Here is a 17,870-nt window from a genome sequence, read left to right on the forward strand (position 1 = left end):
ATCACAAAAGGGCGGCCGGGTGCAAGACTCGTCCGCCCTTTTTATGAGATCAGTTTGCCAAAAAGCGATCCAGCCGATCCAGACCCTCCTTGATATTTTCCATGGAGGTGGCGTAAGACCAGCGGACGAAGCCGGGAGCGCCAAAGCCCTCGCCGGGCACGACCGCCACAAGGCCCTGTTTCAAAAAGGCGGTGGCAAAATCGTTGTCGTCCCGGATCGTGATGCCGCCGAGGGTCCGCCCAATCAGCTTTTGAATGTTCATCATGACGTAGAAAGCGCCCTCGGGGCGAATACAGCTTACCCCGGGGATCCGGTTCATACGCTCCACCATGTAATCCCGGCGGGCCTGAAAAGCTTCCCGCATGGTGTGGACCTCTTCCTGGGACGCGGTGAGCCCCGCCATGGCGGCCCTCTGGGAGATGGAGCAGGGAGAACCGGTGGAGTGGCTGACGTAGTCGGCCATCAGCTTGGCGATCTCCGGCTCCGCCATGGCGTAGCCGATGCGCCATCCGGTCATGGCGTAGGATTTGGACACGCCGTTGACCAGGATCGTCCGGCGCTTGACCTCCTCCCCCAGGGAGGCGATGCTGGTAAACGTCTTTCCGTCGTAGAGCAGGCCATAGTAGATCTCATCGGCTATGATATAGAGGTCATGCCTGACGCACACGTCCGCCAAGGCCTGGAGCTGGCCGGCGTCATAGACCATGCCGGTGGGATTGGAGGGGTTATTGAGGATGATGGCTTTGGTCTGGGTGGTGATGGCCTGCTCCAGCTTTTCGGGGGTGATCTTGAAGTCCTCTTCCTCCGAGGCTGGAAGCATGACCGGGATCCCGCCCACGATGCGGATCAGCTCATAGTAGCTCACCCAGGCGGGGGTGGGGAGGATCACCTCGTCCCCCGGGTTCACCAAGGCCCGGAGCGCCAGGTAGACCATATGCTTGGCACCGCTGGCAATCACTACTTGGGCGGGGGTGTAGTCCACGCCGCAGTCGGCTTTCATACGGTCACAGGCGGCCTGCTTGAGCTCCACCATGCCGGAGGCGGGGGTGTAGCGGGTAAAATTATCCCGGATGGCCTGGTAAGCGGCCTCCTTGATATGGTCAGGGGTATTGAAATCGGGTTCACCCGCGGCAAAGCCGATCACGTCCTGCCCCTCCGCCTTCATCTGCTTGTAGAGGCTGTCAATGGCCATGGTGGTGGAGGCGCGTACGCCTCGGGCGATCCGGGAAAGCTCTTTCACCATTCATTCCTCCCGTATGGTAACAATTTCAAACACGACAATATTATAGGCGGGGCCCCGCGTTTTTGCAAGTCCCCGCCCCGGGTTTCTCCATTATTGCGCAACTATGCTGAAAACAAGAGCTGTTTTTGGTTTAAATGACTTGCCTTACCGCGGTGAAACGTGGATCAGGCCCCTCCACGTGCGGGCGGAGCCGTCGACGTAAGTATATTTTGCCTCCACCCCGATAGATCCGCTGGTTTTATGACCGGCCAGCCCGGAGCCGTGGGTGGAGAGGCGTGACGCCTCCCCCGTGCTGGCTGAGAGCTGACGCCAATCCTGATCCGCGTCACAAATCCTGATCTGGTAAGATACGGTTCCATCCTGGGGACCAGCGATATAGACCACCGCCTCCGGGTCCGTGACCGTAATGGAACGGCTGGGCATTCCCTCCGTCAGGGGCAGCTCCTGTCCTTCCACCATGGCTGCGGGCAGGGTGCGGAGATGATCCGCGCTCTCTGCGGGGCCATAGAGGCGGAATACATACTGGGCATATACCTTTTGAAGTCCAACGCCCCACTCGCATAACAGCTTGACGCCCCGGACCTGAAGGCCCTCTCCGGTGGAATTCCTGTGGGGAGTAACCAGATGCAGGCCGTATTCCAGGGCTCCCGGCGCCCCGCGCCGGTTTACCGATGATAAGCCCCACTCGGTCCCATTCTCCCCCGGCAGCTCCGGGAGATAGTCGTAGGCTTCGATCCGGCTGGGCGGATCATCATCAAAGCAAAGGAAAACATAGGGCAGCGCGGTCACCGGCAGGATCGGGGTCCCCTCCCAGTCCGGGGGCTCAAGGAGATGATCCTTCTGCCGGTAGAGCTTCCCCGTCAGCCGCGCCGGCTCGCTTTGAATATTGGTAGTGACGGACAGAGCGGGGGCGTTTTCGGGAAGGCTGACCGGACCGGCTGCCAGGACGGTCCCGCTGACAAGGACAACGACAAGAGACAGGGCGGTAAGCAGCACCGTTGGCCGCCGCCAGGAGAGCGCCTTTTGGATACGCTCTTTTGCGCCGGTTTCCCCAAAGGCCAGCGGCGCCTGGATCGGGCGGACGGAAGCCAAGGAGAGCAGAGCGGAAGAATAGCCCTTTTTCTCCCCCGTGCTCCACAAGACGGTTTCGTCACAGGCGGTTTCCAGGTCTTTGCAGAACTCGTGCCAGATGATCCACATGGTTGGATTGTACCAGTGGAGGGCCAGGGCCAGAAAGGCGAAGGCCTTGAGATAGGGGTGTCCGCAGCGGATATGGGCCCGTTCATGGAGGAGGACCCACCGGCGGTTCTCCTCCTCCAAAGCAAGGGGGAGGTAAATCTTGGGTGGGAAAAAGCCAAGGACGAAGGGGGCATCCACCAGATCGCTCTCCCAGGCGCCATCCTTCGTTTTGACCGCGGCCCGCACGCGGCGCTTCAGACGGAAATAGGAGACAGCGCCCCAGGTCAAAATGCCGAGGACCCCCGCGGCCCAGGCCAGGGAGAGGCGCGGAAACCAAACGGTCTCCACGGTGGGCGGGGGCGAGGCCCCATCCGCGCCAGTGACGACATAAGCGTTTTCCCCGCCCGCTTTGATGACCTCTCCCCCGCCCCGGACCCCGCGCTCATAGGCATCCTGATCGGCGGATGCAAAGATGGTGCGGGTGTCTCCCGTGTAGCTCGCGGACAGCGCGTCCACGGTCTGCCGGGGGGTGAGAGAGGTCAGATTCAATACGCTCCACGGACTGGAATCGGAGGCGGGGACGATGGACCGTAGAAAAAGGACTGTCCACAAGATCAGCCAGGGCCACCGGGGCCAATCCCGCTTCAAGGAGCAAATGCTCCGGATCAAAACGGCGGCGTAGCCCAATATGACCAAAGTGAAGCTTAACGTCAGATTTGCCTGGAAAAGTTCCGGCAGGACCCGGGAGAAAAATTCACTCATCGCCGGCCTCCTCGATCATCTTCCGCAGCTGTTCCGTCTCCTCCCCCGTCAGCTTCCGCCCGTTCAGGAAGGCGGCGACAAAGGCGGGCAGAGAGCCCCCAAAGGACTTTTCCACCACAGCTCTGCTCTCATAGCGCATCACATCTTCCCGGCCCACCAGCGTGGTTACCGTGGCCTGTTCATTGCGGAGAAATCCGCGCCCCGACAGCTTGCGGATGAGATTGAACGCCGTGGATTTATTCCAGCCAAAGAGCTCGGTGCACCGTTTGGCCAGGGCGGTGGAGTTCACCGGCTCCAGCTGCCACACCAGATCCATCAATCGGTATTCGGCGTCGTAGAGCTTGCAGTCTTTCATTTTCTCACCCCTTCCCACGAGGTTTGTCGTAAGAAATCTCCATATCAAGTTTATTCCGACAAACCTATTTTGTCAAGAAGAATCCCCGGCCCACATTTGAAATGGGCCGGGGATTGAATTAGGAAAGGGCTTTGGGGGTGCCGAGCCGGGCGCCGATGATGCGGACGATGACCGGACTGACCACAATGTTCAGCACCAGTTCCGCCAGGAAATTGATGCCCACCAGACCGGTGAGGATGTAGGTGGCGATATCGGCGCCCGCAGCGGACGCCCAGTCCGCCAAGAACTGGGGGAAAAGCAGGTTCAAGCCCAGCAGGAAAATGCCGGTGTTCACCACGGGGCAGGCGATGGCGGCCAGGACCGTGCCGACCATACGGCTTTTATGTGCCACCGCGGAATAAATCGCCCCGGCGGCAAGCCCGGCCAGGACGCCCTTGCCCACGCAGATCAGAGCCGTCAAAAAGGGGTTGGCGTTCCACAGCATATTTCCGCCAATGTCCCAGCCCGCGATACAGGCGATGAGAACCACCACTCCAAATACGCCGCCCAGATATGCCCCCGCTTTGGGGCCGTATACGGCGGCTCCCACGACGATGGGGATGAGGACCAGGGAGATGGTGAAGGGGCCGAACTTGATGAAGGAGCCAAGGAGCTGGAGTACGACGATGATTGCTGTGAAGAGCGCGAGTCCTGTCAGGGTCTTGGTTTTCTGGTTCATGCTTGTTTACCTCCTGCTGCCGCTCTCTTTTCCAGAGATGCAGCGCATTATATTTACCCACGGCCTTCGCCGGTGAGCACAGAGAGATTCAGCCCCGCCGCCTGGATTCGGTGTTTTTCTGATAAAGCAGATAAAGTCCGTCCAGGAGAAGATCGGGGTCGCAAAGGATGGTCCGGCGGCAGTAAGGCACCACGTCGTCGGCACAGGCTCCGGTGGCCACAACGCTGGCCGCCGGTTCGGTGGCCTCCTCCAGCCGGGTGATCATCCCATCCACCAGGCTGGCGTTGCCGTAGAGCGCGCCCGCGCGCATGGCGTCCACCGTGTTGTGGCCCAGGATGGAGGAGGGCTCAGCCAGGGAGATATGGGGCAGCTCGGCGGCCTGCCGGGAGAGGGCCTCCAGAGCGACCCGAACGCCGGGCGCGATGACGCAGCCCTCGTAGATATTGCCCCGGAGCACGGAAAAGGTGACGGCGGTGCCCAGGTCCACCACAATGACCGGCGAGGGATACTTGGCGATGGCCCCCACACAGCAGGCCACGATGTCGGCCCCCAGCTGGGCGTGCATGTCGGAGCGGATGTTGAGTCCGGTACGGATCCCGGTACCCACAATGAGGGGCGGCTTCCCGATCAAACGCTGGATGGCCCCCGCCATAGCCGCCGTCACCGGCGGCACTACGCTGGCGATGATGCCGCCGGTGATCTGCCCGGCGTCCACGTGGTAGAGCTGAAGGACGGAGAAGAGCTGGATGGCGAACTGATCCTGAGTGGCGTGGGCGTCCGTGGAGAAGTTGGAGCGCACGGTCAGCCTGCCCTGCCCGTCAAATAGGCCCAGGGTGGTGGTGGAATTGCCGATGTCCGCAGTCAGCACCATGCCTGTCAGCTCCTTTCACACTGTGTTATGCGTTAATAGTATACCATGGAGAAGGGAAAATGCAACCCGGAGACAAAAAAAGGAGAGACGCATTTGCGTCTCTCCTTTTTGGATGCGGTAATCAGAGATTACTGCTGCTGCTCACGCATGCGGGCGAAGCACTCGCTGCAGTAAACAGGACGGTCGGACTTGGGCTCAAAGGGAACCTTGGCCTCGCCGCCGCAGGCAGCGCAGGTGGCGGTGAAGTACTCGCGGGGGCCGCGGGCGGCCTGCTTGCGAGCGTCACGGCAATTCTTGCAGCGCTGAGGCTCGTTCTGGAAACCCCGCTCAGCGTAGAACTCCTGCTCACCGGCGGTGAACACGAACTCCTGGCCACATTCCTTGCATACAAGCGTCTTGTCTTCGTACATGATTTTACCCTCTCTTTGACTCGTTTGCCCAGGTCCGGATACATTCCGATTAGTGCTGGGACATTGTAATATTGCGCTCAGCTTACGCTGATATCGCCGGAAGAAAAGAATGGCGCGACCTTGCGCCGGATGCGCTGAACGGCATTGTCCACCGACTTGAGTGGTTTGCCCACCTGAGAGGCGATCTCCGCATAGGAGAGCCCGTCGAGATAGAGGTCCATGACCGTTCTCTCGAAGCTGGAGAGCCTGCCCCGAAGGGCCTGCATCCGGCCTTGCCGCTCTTCCCTGCTGATGACCATGTCCTCAGGGTTTTCCGCGCACTGGTAATCTGGGCCATAGGCATAGGGTTCGGGATTCCCGTCAAACAGAGGGGTACCGAGGGAGACAGAGTGATTGAGGGGTGTGTGCTTGTCTCTTGCCGCAGCTTTAATGGCGGAGCGGAGCCGGTTTCGAATGCAGACCTCCGCGTAGGTGCGGAAGCCGGCCTCCTTTCCGGGTTCAAACCCCCGGATGGCGGAGAGCAGTCCGATCATTCCCTCCTGGATCAGATCCTCGCTGTCCCCCCCTGCCAGAAAGTAGGGACGGGCGCAAATACGCACCAAGCGACTATACCGCATGGCCAAGTACTCCTCTGCGACACGATCACCTGATGCGGCACGGGTACACAGCGACTCATCTGATTGTCCTTGGAGGGCGGGAAATGGCTCCATTTCAAATCTCCTTTTTCATTATAACCAGAGAAACAGAGGTTTGTCAAGAATATTTTATGCAGTTTATTTCCGAAAAGGAAAAACAGTTACAGAATTTTTATGATATTTGCCAACTTTTCCGCAAAGGAAAGGGCGTCCCCCTCCTCCTTGGCCTCCACCATGACGCGGATCAGCGGTTCCGTGCCCGAGGGGCGCACCAAAACGCGGCCGTTGCCCCCCAGCTCGCCCTCCACCTGAGAGACGGCGTCCAGGAGTTGCTGGGAGGCCATGATGGCCTCTTTCTTCTCCTTGCTGGCGATGGGCACGTTCACCAGTATTTGGGGGTAGCGGCTGCACATAGAGGCCAGCTGGGAGGCCTTCTGGCCGGACTTGTGGACCACGGCCAGCAGTTGGAGGGCGGTGAGCTCCCCGTCGCCGGTGGTGGCGTATCTGCGGAAGATGGTATGGCCGGACTGCTCCCCGCCCAGGACAAAGTTTCCCGCCTCCATCTGCTCCAGCACGTTGCGGTCCCCCACATCGGTACAGAGAAGGGTAAGGCCTTTTTCCTTCACAAAAAGGTGAAGGCCCAGATTGCTCATAACGGTGGCCACCAGGGTATTCCCGTCCAGCAGCCCCCGGTCGTGGAGGTCGGTGCCGCAGATGGCCAGGACCTGGTCGCCGTCAATCTCGCTCCCCAGATCGTCCACGGCCAGACAGCGGTCGGCGTCGCCGTCAAAGGCGATGCCCAGGTCATAGCCGCCGGCCTTGACCATGGCGGCCAGGTGGCCGATATGGGTGGAGCCGCAGTCCTGGTTGATATTGACACCGTTGGGGTCGGCGTTGATGATATCGGTGTGGAGCTTGGGGAACCGGTCAAAGAGCCGTCCGGCGGTGGCGGAGGCGGCGCCGTTGGCGCAGTCCACCAGGATGCGCAGGCCGGCCAGATCGGTGTCCACGGTGCTCACCAGATGGTCGATATAGGCGTCGGCCTCCTGCTGGTCGGCATAAGTGACCTGGCCGATATCGGCCCCGGTGCGCAGGGGCGATTTTTTGTTGAACAGCACGATGTCCTCGATCTCATTTTCCAGCGCGTCGGAGAGTTTGAAGCCCTGGCCGTTGAAGATCTTGATGCCGTTGTGCTCAAAGGGGTTGTGGGAGGCGGAGATGACGATCCCGGCGTCGGCCTTGTTGGCGATGGTGAGAAAGGCCACGGCGGGGGTGGGGATGACGCCCAGGTGGAGCACGTCGGCCCCGGCGGAGCACAGCCCCGCGATGAGGGCGCCCTCCAGCATATCGGAGGAGATACGGGTATCCTTGCCGATGGTGACCAGGGGCCTTGCCTTCCCCGTATCCTTGGACAGGACCTGCGCGGCGGCGCAGCCCACCTCAAAGGCCAGATCGGCGTTCAGATTTTCGTTGACCACGCCGCGGATCCCATCGGTACCGAACAATTTTCCCATAGTGATGACAGTCCTTTCCGTCAGTTGGTTTCGTCGCTGTCCTCGAATAGCTCCCGCAGCATGGACTCCGGGTCATTCAAAAAGCGCTTGGTCAGGCGGTAGTGCTCGGTCTCCCGATATGCCGTCTGGCGGATCCCCGTATCCGACAGCTCGTAGATGCGGGCGCCTGGAAATGCCATGAGGATGGGCGAGTGGGTGGCGATCAGAAATTGGGAGCCTTTCTCCGTCAGCTGGCGGAGCAGGATCATCAGGCTCATGAGCCGGGTGGGAGACAGGGCGGCCTCCGGCTCATCCAGCAGATATAAACCGTGCCCGCCGAACCGATTTTGGACCAGGGCGAGAAAGCTCTCCCCATGGGACTGCTTGTGAAGGGAGACGCCGCCGTAGCTGTCCAGCAGGTCGTCTATGCGATCCAGGTCATCCACTTCGCTTGCCACGTTATAGAAGCTCTCCGCCCGCAGGAAGAAGCCGTCCTGAGGGTAATCGCCCCGCACAACAGTGAGATATCCGCCCAGCTCTGAATGAGTGTCCCTGGTGGAAAAACGGAAATTGCGGGAGCCGCCCTCGGCGTTGAAGCCGCAGGCTACGGCGGCAGCCTCCAGCAGCGTGGATTTTCCCGTGCCGTTTTCCCCGACCAAAAAAGAGACAGGGGCGTCTAAGATAAGCCGGTGCCCCTGAGCCAGATAGCGGACCGCTGGGAGGTCATTCAAATAGGAGTCCGGCGGAAGGGGGCTTCGCAGCAGGATCTCCCGCAGATATTGCCGGTTCATAGAGACAGCTGTTCCATCCCGAGAAAGGGGATGCCCAGGTGCTCATAGGCCTTGGGGGTGACACAGCGGCCCCGGGGCGTGCGGGTGAGGAAACCAAGCTGCATCAGATAGGGCTCATAGACGTCCTCCAGGGTGACGGCCTCCTCATTGATGGTGGCGGCCAGAGTCTCCAGACCCACCGGGCCGCCCCGGTAGTTTTCTATGATGCTCTCCAGCATACGCCGGTCCACGGCGTCCAGCCCCAGGTGGTCCACCTCCAGGGCGGACAGGGCCTCGTCGGCCACCCCCCGGGTAATGACACCCCCCGCCCGAACCTGGGCGAAATCCCGGACCCGGCGGAGCATCCGGTTGGCGATCCGGGGGGTCCCCCGGCTCCGCCTGGCGATCTCCATGGCTCCATCCCCCTCGATGGGGACCTCCAGGATCCCGGCGGAACGGGCCACGATGCGGCTCAGTTCGGCGGGAGTATAGAGCTCCAGACGGAGGGTGACGCCAAACCGGTCCCGCAGCGGGGCAGAGAGCTGACCGGCCCGGGTGGTGGCGCCGATCAGGGTGAATTTGGGCAGGTCCAGCCGGATGGAGTTGGCCGACGGCCCCTTTCCGATGATGATGTCGATGGCGTAGTCCTCCATGGCGGGATACAGGATCTCCTCCACCTGGCGGTTGAGCCGGTGGATTTCATCGACGAAAAGGATGTCGTTTTCATTGAGGTTGGTCAGCAGGGCGGCCAGGTCCCCCGGCTTTTCAATGGCGGGGCCGGAGGTAATACGGATATTGACCCCCATCTCATTGGCGATGATACCCGCCAGCGTGGTTTTGCCAAGGCCCGGGGGGCCGTGAAGGAGCACATGGTCCAGCGGCTCATTGCGCATTTTTGCGGCCTGGATGAAAATTTCCAGGTTCCCCTTGGCCTTTTGCTGGCCCACATATTCGGCCAGGGTCTTAGGGCGCAGAGACCCCTCGTTTTCGTCCTCACGAAGGAGTGATGTGGCGACCAGCGGCTCCTCCGTCTCAAAGCCGCTGTCGGAAAAATCGATGCTCAATGTCCCTGGCCCCCTTCCTTTTGGTATTGTGAAACGACCTCTACGAGGCAGTCCAGAAAGGCCTCTTCGCCCCAGGTATTGATTTTAAAAAACATGGCCTGGCTCCCGCCGGAGGTGATGGCGGAGAGATAAAGCTCCTCTCCCCTTCCCACCAAGGTCAGATTGAGGCTGACCCGGTTGCCGCCGGCGTAGCTGAACCGCTCATAGACCCGGACCGCGCAGCGAACCTCGCCGGAACTGAAATCGCTTCCGTCCTCAAAGGAGGCAGAGATGCTGCCCTCCAGGATCCCGTGGTCCAGGAGGGCCAGCACCCGGTCAAAATCGCCGGTCAGACGGCACTCATATTTCGCCATTACTTCACCATCTTTTTCAGCGCCTGCTTGATAACCTGTTCCAGCGTGAGGGTGTCCATGTCGATGCCCTTGAGCGCCACGGCGATCTCGCTCTGGCCGTATCCCAAAACAGCCAGGGCGGCGGAGGCCTCGCTGGCCTTGTTCTCCGGGATGACCGTGACCCCGGTACCGCCGTAACGCTCCCCGGACATCGTCCCAAGCTGGCCCTTCGCCAGCTTATCTTTCAACTCCAGAATGATGCGCTGGGCAATTTTTTTCCCGATCCCGGGAGCTATGGTCAGGGCTTTCTCGTCCCCGGTAATGATGGCGAGGGCCAGCTGTTCGGCGGTGGCTGAGGAGAGGATGGACAGCGCCGCCTTGGGCCCCACGCCGGAGACGCCGATCAGCATTTGAAAGCAGTTGAGCTCCTCCTCCGTGGCGAAGCCGTAAAGCTCCATGGCGTCCTCCCGGACATTCAGGTGGGTAAACAGTTTCCCGGGCTTTCCCAGCTTCAGTGCGGACAAGGTGACGTTCGTGGTGTGACAGGCATAACCCACGCCGCCGCAGTCGATGACGGCCAGGTAGGGGGCCACGTGGGTGACGGTGCCGTTAAGATAATAAAACATATCAATATCTCTCCTATTTGTTTCGCACCGCGTACCGGCCGCTGCCGGGCTTGGCGTCGTCCGGCGCCTGGAGCCGGGAGGTGTGGGAGCGGGCGTGGCAAAGGGCGATGGCCACGGCGTCGGCGGCGTCGTCCGGCTTGGGGACGGATTTCAGTCGGAGAAGCCGCTTGGTCATATCCATGACCTGTTTCTTTTCCGCCTTGCCGTATCCCACCACGGCCAGCTTGACTTCAGAGGGCGTGTACTCATAGATCGGCACGCCCGCCCGCTCCGCGGCGGTCAGGATCACGCCCCGAGCCTGGGCCACGCCGATCCCGGTGGTAAGGTTATTGGTAAAGAAGAGCTCCTCCACCGCCATGGCGTCGGGATGAAAGGTCTCCAGCAATTCACCCATGTCCCGGTCGATCTGCAGCAGGCGGGTGGGCAGGGGGAGCCCCGCCGGGGTGGTAATGGCGCCGCAGCTGACAAGAGACTGGCTTCCGGGCTCCGAGCGGAGCACGCCGAAACCCACGATGGCAAAGCCGGGGTCGATGCCCAAAACGATCAAGTTTCGCCCCTCCCCTTTCTCAGCCACAGATAATAATTATTTTATCATTTCTCACCCTGTAACGCAACCCAATAAAACGCACTCTCAACGGTGTGAGAGTGCGTTTTATGACGAAGCGGGACCCTCCCGCTTCAAATAGACCATATCTTTGAGCTGTACGCCCCCCTCGAGGATGGGGTGGTCATAATTTTGGAGGAAAAAATCTTTGACGCGGCGAAACTCCCGAAAGCCGAGGGCATGATAGAAATCCAGCGTGGCGGGGCTCTCCCCTGTCCCGACCCAGAGGGCGGTGCAGTCGGGATAGTGACGGATCAGAAAATCCACTAAGGCCCTTCCAAACCCTCTGCGCTGGTACGGAGGCGATACGGCGATGTTTTTGATTTCATAGATGCCGCCGCCGACCTGAGTGACGACGCATTCCGCCGCCGCTGTACCGTTGGTCTCCAAGACGAACAGCTCTCCCTGATCCAGATAACGGTCGATCATATCCTCCTGCTCATCTCCCAGGAGAAGCAGGTCCAGATAGGCTTTTTTGTGGCTGTAAATCTGCCGGATGACCACAGGTCAGCTCTCCTTGTCCGTGACGTGGAACTGCTTGAGATTGCCGATCTTCTGCCCGCGCCGGTTCAGCTCCGCCAGCACGGCGGAGAGGGGGATGTCCAGCTCCGCCATCATCACCATCAGGTGATAGATGAGGTCGGAGATCTCCCCCACCGTGTCCTCCTCCATGCCGTTCTTTGCGGCGATGATGGTCTCGGCGCACTCCTCCCCCACCTTTTTTAAGATTTTGTCCAAACCCTTGTCAAAGAGATAGGCGGTGTAGGACCCCTCCTGGGGCTCCGCCTTCCGGCTGAGGATCACATCGTAAAGCGTCTGAAGGGTATCGTTCATGTTACGGTTCCTCCCAAATCAAATTGAAAAAGCAGGAGTCCTTCCCCGTGTGGCAGGTGGGCCCCTCCGGGATGCAAAAATAAAGCAGGGTATCCGTATCGCAGTCGGTCAAAACCCGCTTTACATGCAGAAAGTGGCCGGAGGACTCCCCCTTGTTCCATAGCTTTTCCCGGCTTCGGGACCAGAACCAGGCGGTCTTGGTCTTTAGGGTCAGCTCCACCGCTTCCCGATTGGTAAAGCCCAGCATCAGGACGTTTCCAGTTTCAAAATGCTGGATAATGACGGGAATCAAGTCAGACTTTTGAAACAGTTGATCCAAATCAAACAAGGGGCTCCTCCTCTCTCGGGTGTGCGCGGCGCCGCTGGTATCCGGCGGCGTCTCCTCATCGTACGGGGATATTTCGGGCTCTCAGATAGTCTTTGACCTGGGGGACGGTCAGCTCCCCAAAATGGAACAGCGAAGCGGCCAGAGCGGCGTCGCAGCCGGTCTCCTCAAACACCTGCGCAAAATGCTCCAGGGAGCCGCAGCCCCCGGAGGCGATGACGGGAATGGAGACGGCGGAGGTGACCGCCCTGGTCAGAGGGAGGTCAAAGCCCTTCTTTGTGCCGTCCGCGTCCATGGAAGTCAGCAGAATCTCTCCGGCGCCCAGCCGTTGTCCTTCCCTGGCCCACACCACGGCGTCCAGTCCCGTAGAAACACGGCCGCCGGCGGTCACTACCTCCCAGGTGCCGTCTTGCCGTCCTCTGGCATCGATGGCCAGCACCACGCACTGGGAGCCGAAACGCTCCGCCGCCCTGGAAATCAGGGTGGGGTCCTGGACCGCGGAAGAGTTGATGGATATCTTATCCGCCCCCGCCCGCAGGAGAAGCTGAAAATCCTCCAAGGTGCGGATGCCGCCCCCCACCGTCAGCGGGACAAAGACCTGCCCGGCGGTACGCTCCACCACATCCGCCACCGTGGCCCGGCCGTCGCTGGTGGCAGTGATGTCCAGAAACACGATCTCGTCAGCGCCCTGGTCGGAATAAAACTTTGCCAGTTCCACCGGGTCTCCGGCGTCCCGGATCTGAACAAAGTTAACGCCTTTTACCACCCGGCCGTCTCTCACATCCAGGCATGGGATGATCCGTTTAGCCAGCATCTTGATCCCCCGCCTCTCCGATCCCTTGTTGTAAATCGAGGGTTCCGGCATAATAGGCTTTTCCAACGATTGCGCCGTAGAGCCCCATATCCCGCAGACGCCCGATGTCCGCCAGGGTCGTGACGCCTCCCGAGGCGATGATCCGGCAGGACACGCTGGAGCGGAGTTTCTCCAGCTGTTCAAAGGATGGGCCCGCCAACATGCCGTCTGTATCAATATCTGTATAAATAATATACTTTACACCGATTTGTTCCATTTCCTGGGCAAAGGAGACCCCATCCAGCCCGGAATCCCGCTCCCAGCCCGCGGTGCGGACGCTTCCGCCCAAACAGTCGATCCCCACAGCAATCCGATCCCCATAGTGTTTGACGGCCCGGGCAACAAAATCTGGATCACTAACGGCGGCGGAACCGATGACCATGCGGGAGACCCCCATGGCGTCGGCGGCAGCCAAATCCTCCATGGAACGGAGCCCTCCCCCCAACTCGACCTGCAGGCCGGAGTGCCCGGCCACCTGGGCCACCAGGGCGGCGTTCTTGTTCTGCCCGTGCCTGGCCCCATCCAGATCCACCATATGGAGCCACTTCGCCCCCGCGGCGGCGAAGAGGGCGGCGGTCTCCACGGCGCTGTCCGCCACCTGATGAGTGGTGGAAAAGTCTCCCTTTTGCAGACGAACACACTGTCCGTCCTTCAAATCGATGGCAGGTAACAGGATCATTGGTTCAACTCCCCGAAGTTTTTTAGGATTTGAAGGCCGGCCTCTCCGCTCTTTTCCGGGTGAAATTGACAGCCGAACACATTTCCGTGCCGGACTGCCGCCACCATCGGCGGGCCGTAGTCCGTCCAGGCGGCGACATCCGAGTCATTTTTTGCCTGTCCGCAAAAGGAGTGCACAAAGTAGACGAAAGTGCCGTCGGACAGACCACGGAAAATGGGGCTGTCGTTCTGAAACCTCAGACTGTTCCAGCCGATGTGAGGCAGCTTATAAGGGGTCTCGATCCGTTCCACCCAGCCGGGGACAAAGCCCAGGCCCGCGGTGGGGCGGCCCTCGCGGCCCATATCAAATAAAAGCTGCATCCCCAGGCAGATGCCCAGGATGGGCTTTTTGTCAGCCTGTAAAGCAAGTTCCCTATCCAGATTTTGCGCTTTCAGCTTTTCCGCCGCGTCTGGAAAGGCCCCGACCCCTGGAAGGATAATGGCGTCAGCCCGCTCCAAATCAGTGCGGTCGCCGGAAATGCAGGTGGAAAAACCTAAATAGCCCATCGCGTTGGAGACACTTTTCAAATTCCCTACACCATAATCCACGATTACGATTTGTCCCATGGCCCCACCCGTTACAGTACACCCTTGGTGGAAGTGACGCCGCCGCCTGTTACAAGAACAGCCGATTTCAGCGCCATCCCCAGGGACTTAAAAATGGCTTCGGTTATGTGATGGGCGTTTCCACCATAGAGACATACGATATGTAAAGTGATTCCACTATTCACTGAAAACGCCCGCATGAACTCCTCTGTCAGGCAGGAGTCGTAGCTTCCAATCATGGGCTGGGGCATCGGAGCCTCATAGACCAAAAAGGGACGGTTGGAGATATCCAAAACCGTGCGGCAAAGGGCCTCGTCCATAGGAACAAAAGCGGTGCCGAACCGGGCGATGCCCTTTTTTTCTCCCAGAGCCTCTTTCAGGGCCAGCCCCAGGCAGATCCCCACGTCCTCCACCGTGTGGTGTCCATCCACGTACAGGTCTCCCACGGCCTTCAGCTTCAGACCAAACCCGGCGTAGAAGGCCATCGCCGTGAGCATGTGGTCAAAAAAGCCGATGCCGGTATCCACCGCCACGGTGCCGCCCTCCAGAGTCAGCTCGAGAGTGATTTTGGTTTCTTTGGTTTCCCGGGTAATCAAAGCGGTGCGGGACATAGGTTTTCCCCCTTACTCAAAACGGACTTTGATGGAATTGGCGTGGGCGGTGAGCCCCTCACTCTCCGCCAGGGTGATGATCTCATCCCGCACAGGGGCCAGGGTCTCACGGTCATATTGTATCACACTCATGGTCTTGAGGAAACTGGCCACGGACAGCGGAGAAAAGAACCGCGCAGTTCCGGAGGTGGGGAGCACATGGTCGGGTCCGGCCAGATAGTCCCCCAGCGGCTCCGGAGACCAGCCGCCCAGGAACACCGCCCCGGCGTTTTTGATGCCGGGCAGTATCCCTTCCGGGTCCTGGGTGACGATTTCCAAATGCTCCGGGGCAATCTCGTTGGCAAGGGAAACCGCTTGCTCCATGTTTTCGCATACGATGGCGCAGCCATAGTCCCGGATGGAGTCCTCCATGATCTCAGAGCGCTCCAGGTAGCCGGTCTGGCGTATCATTTCGGCGTCCACCGCCCGGGAAAGTCCGGGGCTGGTGGTGAGGAGCACGGCGGAGGCCAGCTTGTCGTGCTCCGCCTGGCTCAAAAGGTCGGCGGCGACAAATTTAGCGTTGGCGGTTTCGTCGGCGATAACCAAAACTTCCGAGGGTCCCGCCACCATATCGATATCCAGGGTCCCGTAAGCCATCCGCTTGGCGGCGGCCACAAAGGCGTTGCCGGGCCCCACCAGCTTATCCACTTTTGGGATGAAGCCCGCACCATAGGCCAGGGCGGCGACCGCCTGGGCCCCGCCCACTGCGATGACCCGGTCCACCCCGGCGATCTTGGCGGCGGCCAGGACCGCATCGTTCAAATTCTCGGTGGGCGGAGTGACCATAATGATCTCTTCCACCCCCGCTACCTTGGCAGGCACGGCGTTCATGAGCACCGAGGAGGGATAGGCCGCAGTCCCCCCCGGAACGTAGATCCCCACCCGGCTCAAGCCCCGGACAATTCTGCCTACCTTGCCGCCGTCCGGGGAGGTCCAGGTCTCGGAGCGGATCAACAGCTTTTCATTATAGTCCCGGATGTTGGCAGCCGCCCGTTCCATCGCCTGGATCAGCGATTGGGGGCAGCGGTCATAGGCCGACTGTAAGGCCGCCGGGGAGATCTCATAGGGTTCTTGGCAGTCAAACTGGCGGCTGTATCGGGCGACAGCCGGAAAGCCTTCTTCCTTTACCCTATTCATAATGGCCTGGACGGCCGCATCAATGTCCGCCCCTACCTGGGCGGCCCGGGCCCGCATGGCGGCGATGACGGCCCGCTCCTCCGAGCCGTTGGCGGTGACGATATTCAGCATAGGGCCCTCACTCCAATCCGGATTGGCACTTGCCAATAAAATCTAGGATCTCCGCCTTTTTCAGCTTCATGGCGGCGGTATTCACGATAAGACGGGCCGAGACGGGGGCCACGTCCTCAATGGGGACCAGACCGTTTTCCCGCAGGGTGGCGCCGGTCTCCACGATATCCACGATGGCGTCCGCAAGACCCAGGATGGGGGCCAGCTCTACGGAGCCCTCGATTTTGATGATCTCCACATCCATGTCCTTCCCCTCGAAGAAGCGACGGGCCACATTGGGGTATTTTGTGGCGACGCGGCGGGTCTTGTAGGTGCCGTAGAAGTCCGTCCTTTCCTTTACCGCAAGGGCGAAGCGGCATTTTCCGAAGCCCAGGTCCAGCACTTCATAGAAGGGGCTCCCATGTTCCAGAATGGTGTCCTTCCCCACCACGCCCAGGTCGCACACACCGTGCTCCACGTAGGTGATGACGTCGGGGGCCTTGGCCAGCACGGCGTCCAGCGGGTAGTTGGGAAGGCTGTGGATGAGCCGCCGCCCGGGATTTTTCACGGGGGAACAGTCCAGCCCCACCCGTTCCAGCAGTTCCACAGTCTTATCCTGAAGCCGGCCCTTGGTGAGGGCCACCCGAAGCCGGGCAGTGGAAGGCTGTACAGAGGTTTCCCTTGACAGAAGATCCACGTCCATGGCAAAGCCCACGGCGGGCGCCGGCCGGCCGAAAGCCCCCAACAGGTTGTCATACCTGCCCCCAGACAGGACTGGGGCTCCCGCTCCCTGGGCGTAGCCCCGGAAGATCACCCCGGTATAATAATCGATCTGATGCACCAGGCCCAAGTCAAAGCGGACATAATCTTGGTTCCCGGTTTGGGACAGGGCGTCGAAAAGGTCGCGGAGATAGCGCAGTTCGGGCCTGGGACCCACCAGGGATTCGGCCTCATCCAGCACCTCCACGCCGCCAAACAGCCGGGAGAGCCGGGAGAGCAGCGCATAGGCGGGCTTCCCCTTATAACTCTGGAGGAAATCATCCAAAGCGGCGAAATGCTTGCCCTCGATGAGCTTGCGCATCTCCTCCACCTGGATCGGCGGCATCTCCATCTGGTCGGCCAGGACCGGGAAAAGCCCGGCGTGTCCCAGTTCGATGTGGAACCCGTTGGGGCATACCGCTTTCAGTGCGGCCACCGCCATGGAGACGGCCTCCACGTCGGCCTCCAGCCCGCCCTCACCCAGGAGCTCGATGCCGCACTGGGGGATCTCACTGCTGCCGCCCCGGTTGGCGTCACCGGATCGAAAGACCGTCTCGTTATAGTAGAGACGCTGGGGCAGCGGCACCGTTTTCAGCTTGGTGGCGGCTACCCGGGCAATGGGGGCGGTGCAGTCGGGGCGCATCACCATCAGCTTGCCGGAGCGGTCCACGATTTTCAGCATGGCCTCCTGCGGGATGGGGTTGCCCGACTGGAGAAACAGGTCGTAATATTCCACCTCCGGGGTACTGATCTCCTCGTACCCATTGGCGTGAAACAGCTGCGTCAGTTCCCGCTGGACGCCGCGAAACCGCTGGCACTCGGCAAACAGACGGTCCCTGGTCCCCTCCGGCGTGGTAATGATGTTCATATGCTCCACCTCTTGCTTTTGCACTTTAC

22 protein-coding genes are annotated in these 17,870 nt (G+C 60.5%); all 22 read right to left on the reverse strand.

Translation table 11 applies throughout. The features are described from left to right. Positions 1-49 precede the first annotated feature (49 nt). Positions 50-1,243 (reverse strand): pyridoxal phosphate-dependent aminotransferase, encoded by a 1,194-nt coding sequence (locus AAEU42_RS08345; protein WP_342233077.1) that lies wholly within the window; start codon positions 1,241-1,243, stop codon positions 50-52. A gap of 144 nt (positions 1,244-1,387) precedes the next feature. Beyond that, positions 1,388-3,184 (reverse strand): M56 family metallopeptidase, encoded by a 1,797-nt coding sequence (locus AAEU42_RS08350; protein WP_342233078.1) that lies wholly within the window; start codon positions 3,182-3,184, stop codon positions 1,388-1,390. Beyond that, a complete protein-coding gene (locus tag AAEU42_RS08355) occupies positions 3,177-3,539 on the reverse strand; it encodes a BlaI/MecI/CopY family transcriptional regulator (protein ID WP_342233079.1) in 363 nt (120 codons plus the stop codon). Before AAEU42_RS08355 ends, AAEU42_RS08350 begins: the two co-directional genes overlap by 8 nt. 118 nt (positions 3,540-3,657) lie before the next feature. After that, positions 3,658-4,257: an ECF transporter S component gene (locus tag AAEU42_RS08360; RefSeq protein WP_342233080.1), complete on the reverse strand. Its 600-nt coding sequence runs from the start codon at positions 4,255-4,257 to the stop codon at positions 3,658-3,660. 88 nt (positions 4,258-4,345) lie between these two features. Then, positions 4,346-5,128: a type III pantothenate kinase gene (locus tag AAEU42_RS08365; protein WP_342233081.1), complete on the reverse strand. Its 783-nt coding sequence runs from the start codon at positions 5,126-5,128 to the stop codon at positions 4,346-4,348. A 128-nt stretch (positions 5,129-5,256) separates the two neighbouring features. Next, positions 5,257-5,538, reverse strand: coding sequence for a zinc-ribbon domain containing protein (locus tag AAEU42_RS08370; RefSeq protein ID WP_342233082.1), 282 nt, complete (start codon positions 5,536-5,538; stop codon positions 5,257-5,259). Between the two features lie 77 nt (positions 5,539-5,615). Then, on the reverse strand, positions 5,616-6,248 hold the full coding sequence (locus AAEU42_RS08375; protein WP_342233083.1) for a sigma-70 family RNA polymerase sigma factor: 633 nt from the start codon (positions 6,246-6,248) through the stop codon (positions 5,616-5,618). An 86-nt stretch (positions 6,249-6,334) separates the two neighbouring features. Further along, positions 6,335-7,687, reverse strand: coding sequence for a phosphoglucosamine mutase (gene glmM, locus AAEU42_RS08380; protein ID WP_342233084.1), 1,353 nt, complete (start codon positions 7,685-7,687; stop codon positions 6,335-6,337). A gap of 20 nt (positions 7,688-7,707) precedes the next feature. Next, on the reverse strand, positions 7,708-8,457 hold the full coding sequence (locus AAEU42_RS08385) for an AAA family ATPase (protein WP_342233085.1): 750 nt from the start codon (positions 8,455-8,457) through the stop codon (positions 7,708-7,710). Further along, entirely contained in the window at positions 8,454-9,500 is a 1,047-nt protein-coding gene (gene ruvB / locus AAEU42_RS08390) for a Holliday junction branch migration DNA helicase RuvB (RefSeq protein WP_342233086.1), read from the reverse strand. Before ruvB ends, AAEU42_RS08385 begins: the two co-directional genes overlap by 4 nt. Continuing rightward, the gene (locus AAEU42_RS08395) at positions 9,497-9,853 is read right to left on the reverse strand and encodes a DUF6054 family protein (RefSeq protein ID WP_342233087.1); all 357 of its coding nucleotides are present in this window, start codon (positions 9,851-9,853) and stop codon (positions 9,497-9,499) included. Before AAEU42_RS08395 ends, ruvB begins: the two co-directional genes overlap by 4 nt. Continuing rightward, positions 9,853-10,458, reverse strand: a complete 606-nt coding sequence (gene ruvA, locus AAEU42_RS08400; RefSeq protein ID WP_342233088.1) for a Holliday junction branch migration protein RuvA — start codon at positions 10,456-10,458, stop codon at positions 9,853-9,855. The genes AAEU42_RS08395 and ruvA overlap by 1 nt, the downstream gene beginning before the upstream one ends. Positions 10,459-10,471: 13 nt before the next feature. After that, entirely contained in the window at positions 10,472-11,005 is a 534-nt protein-coding gene (gene ruvC, locus AAEU42_RS08405; protein ID WP_342233089.1) for a crossover junction endodeoxyribonuclease RuvC, read from the reverse strand. 105 nt (positions 11,006-11,110) lie between these two features. Then, entirely contained in the window at positions 11,111-11,566 is a 456-nt protein-coding gene (locus AAEU42_RS08410; protein ID WP_342233090.1) for a GNAT family N-acetyltransferase, read from the reverse strand. A gap of 3 nt (positions 11,567-11,569) precedes the next feature. Next, positions 11,570-11,896 carry a phosphoribosyl-ATP diphosphatase gene (hisE, locus tag AAEU42_RS08415; RefSeq protein WP_342233091.1) on the reverse strand — a complete coding sequence of 109 codons (327 nt, stop codon included), beginning with the start codon at positions 11,894-11,896 and terminating at the stop codon, positions 11,570-11,572. A gap of 1 nt (position 11,897) precedes the next feature. After that, a complete protein-coding gene (gene hisI, locus AAEU42_RS08420; protein ID WP_342233092.1) occupies positions 11,898-12,224 on the reverse strand; it encodes a phosphoribosyl-AMP cyclohydrolase in 327 nt (108 codons plus the stop codon). Between the two features lie 55 nt (positions 12,225-12,279). Next, a complete protein-coding gene (gene hisF, locus AAEU42_RS08425) occupies positions 12,280-13,035 on the reverse strand; it encodes an imidazole glycerol phosphate synthase subunit HisF (RefSeq protein WP_342233093.1) in 756 nt (251 codons plus the stop codon). Then, positions 13,025-13,753: a 1-(5-phosphoribosyl)-5-[(5-phosphoribosylamino)methylideneamino]imidazole-4-carboxamide isomerase gene (gene hisA / locus AAEU42_RS08430; RefSeq protein ID WP_342233094.1), complete on the reverse strand. Its 729-nt coding sequence runs from the start codon at positions 13,751-13,753 to the stop codon at positions 13,025-13,027. The genes hisF and hisA overlap by 11 nt, the downstream gene beginning before the upstream one ends. Beyond that, complete coding sequence (hisH, locus tag AAEU42_RS08435; RefSeq protein WP_342233095.1) at positions 13,750-14,358, reverse strand: imidazole glycerol phosphate synthase subunit HisH; 609 nt, start codon at positions 14,356-14,358, stop codon at positions 13,750-13,752. Before hisH ends, hisA begins: the two co-directional genes overlap by 4 nt. Positions 14,359-14,369: 11 nt before the next feature. Next, the gene (gene hisB / locus AAEU42_RS08440) at positions 14,370-14,948 is read right to left on the reverse strand and encodes an imidazoleglycerol-phosphate dehydratase HisB (protein ID WP_342233096.1); all 579 of its coding nucleotides are present in this window, start codon (positions 14,946-14,948) and stop codon (positions 14,370-14,372) included. 12 nt (positions 14,949-14,960) lie between these two features. Beyond that, entirely contained in the window at positions 14,961-16,235 is a 1,275-nt protein-coding gene (gene hisD, locus AAEU42_RS08445; RefSeq protein ID WP_342233097.1) for a histidinol dehydrogenase, read from the reverse strand. A gap of 7 nt (positions 16,236-16,242) precedes the next feature. Continuing rightward, positions 16,243-17,841, reverse strand: coding sequence for an ATP phosphoribosyltransferase regulatory subunit (gene hisZ / locus AAEU42_RS08450; RefSeq protein WP_342233098.1), 1,599 nt, complete (start codon positions 17,839-17,841; stop codon positions 16,243-16,245). Positions 17,842-17,870 lie beyond the last annotated feature (29 nt).

Source organism: Pseudoflavonifractor phocaeensis, assembly GCF_038439875.1.
Taxonomy (GTDB): domain Bacteria; phylum Bacillota; class Clostridia; order Oscillospirales; family Oscillospiraceae; genus Vermiculatibacterium.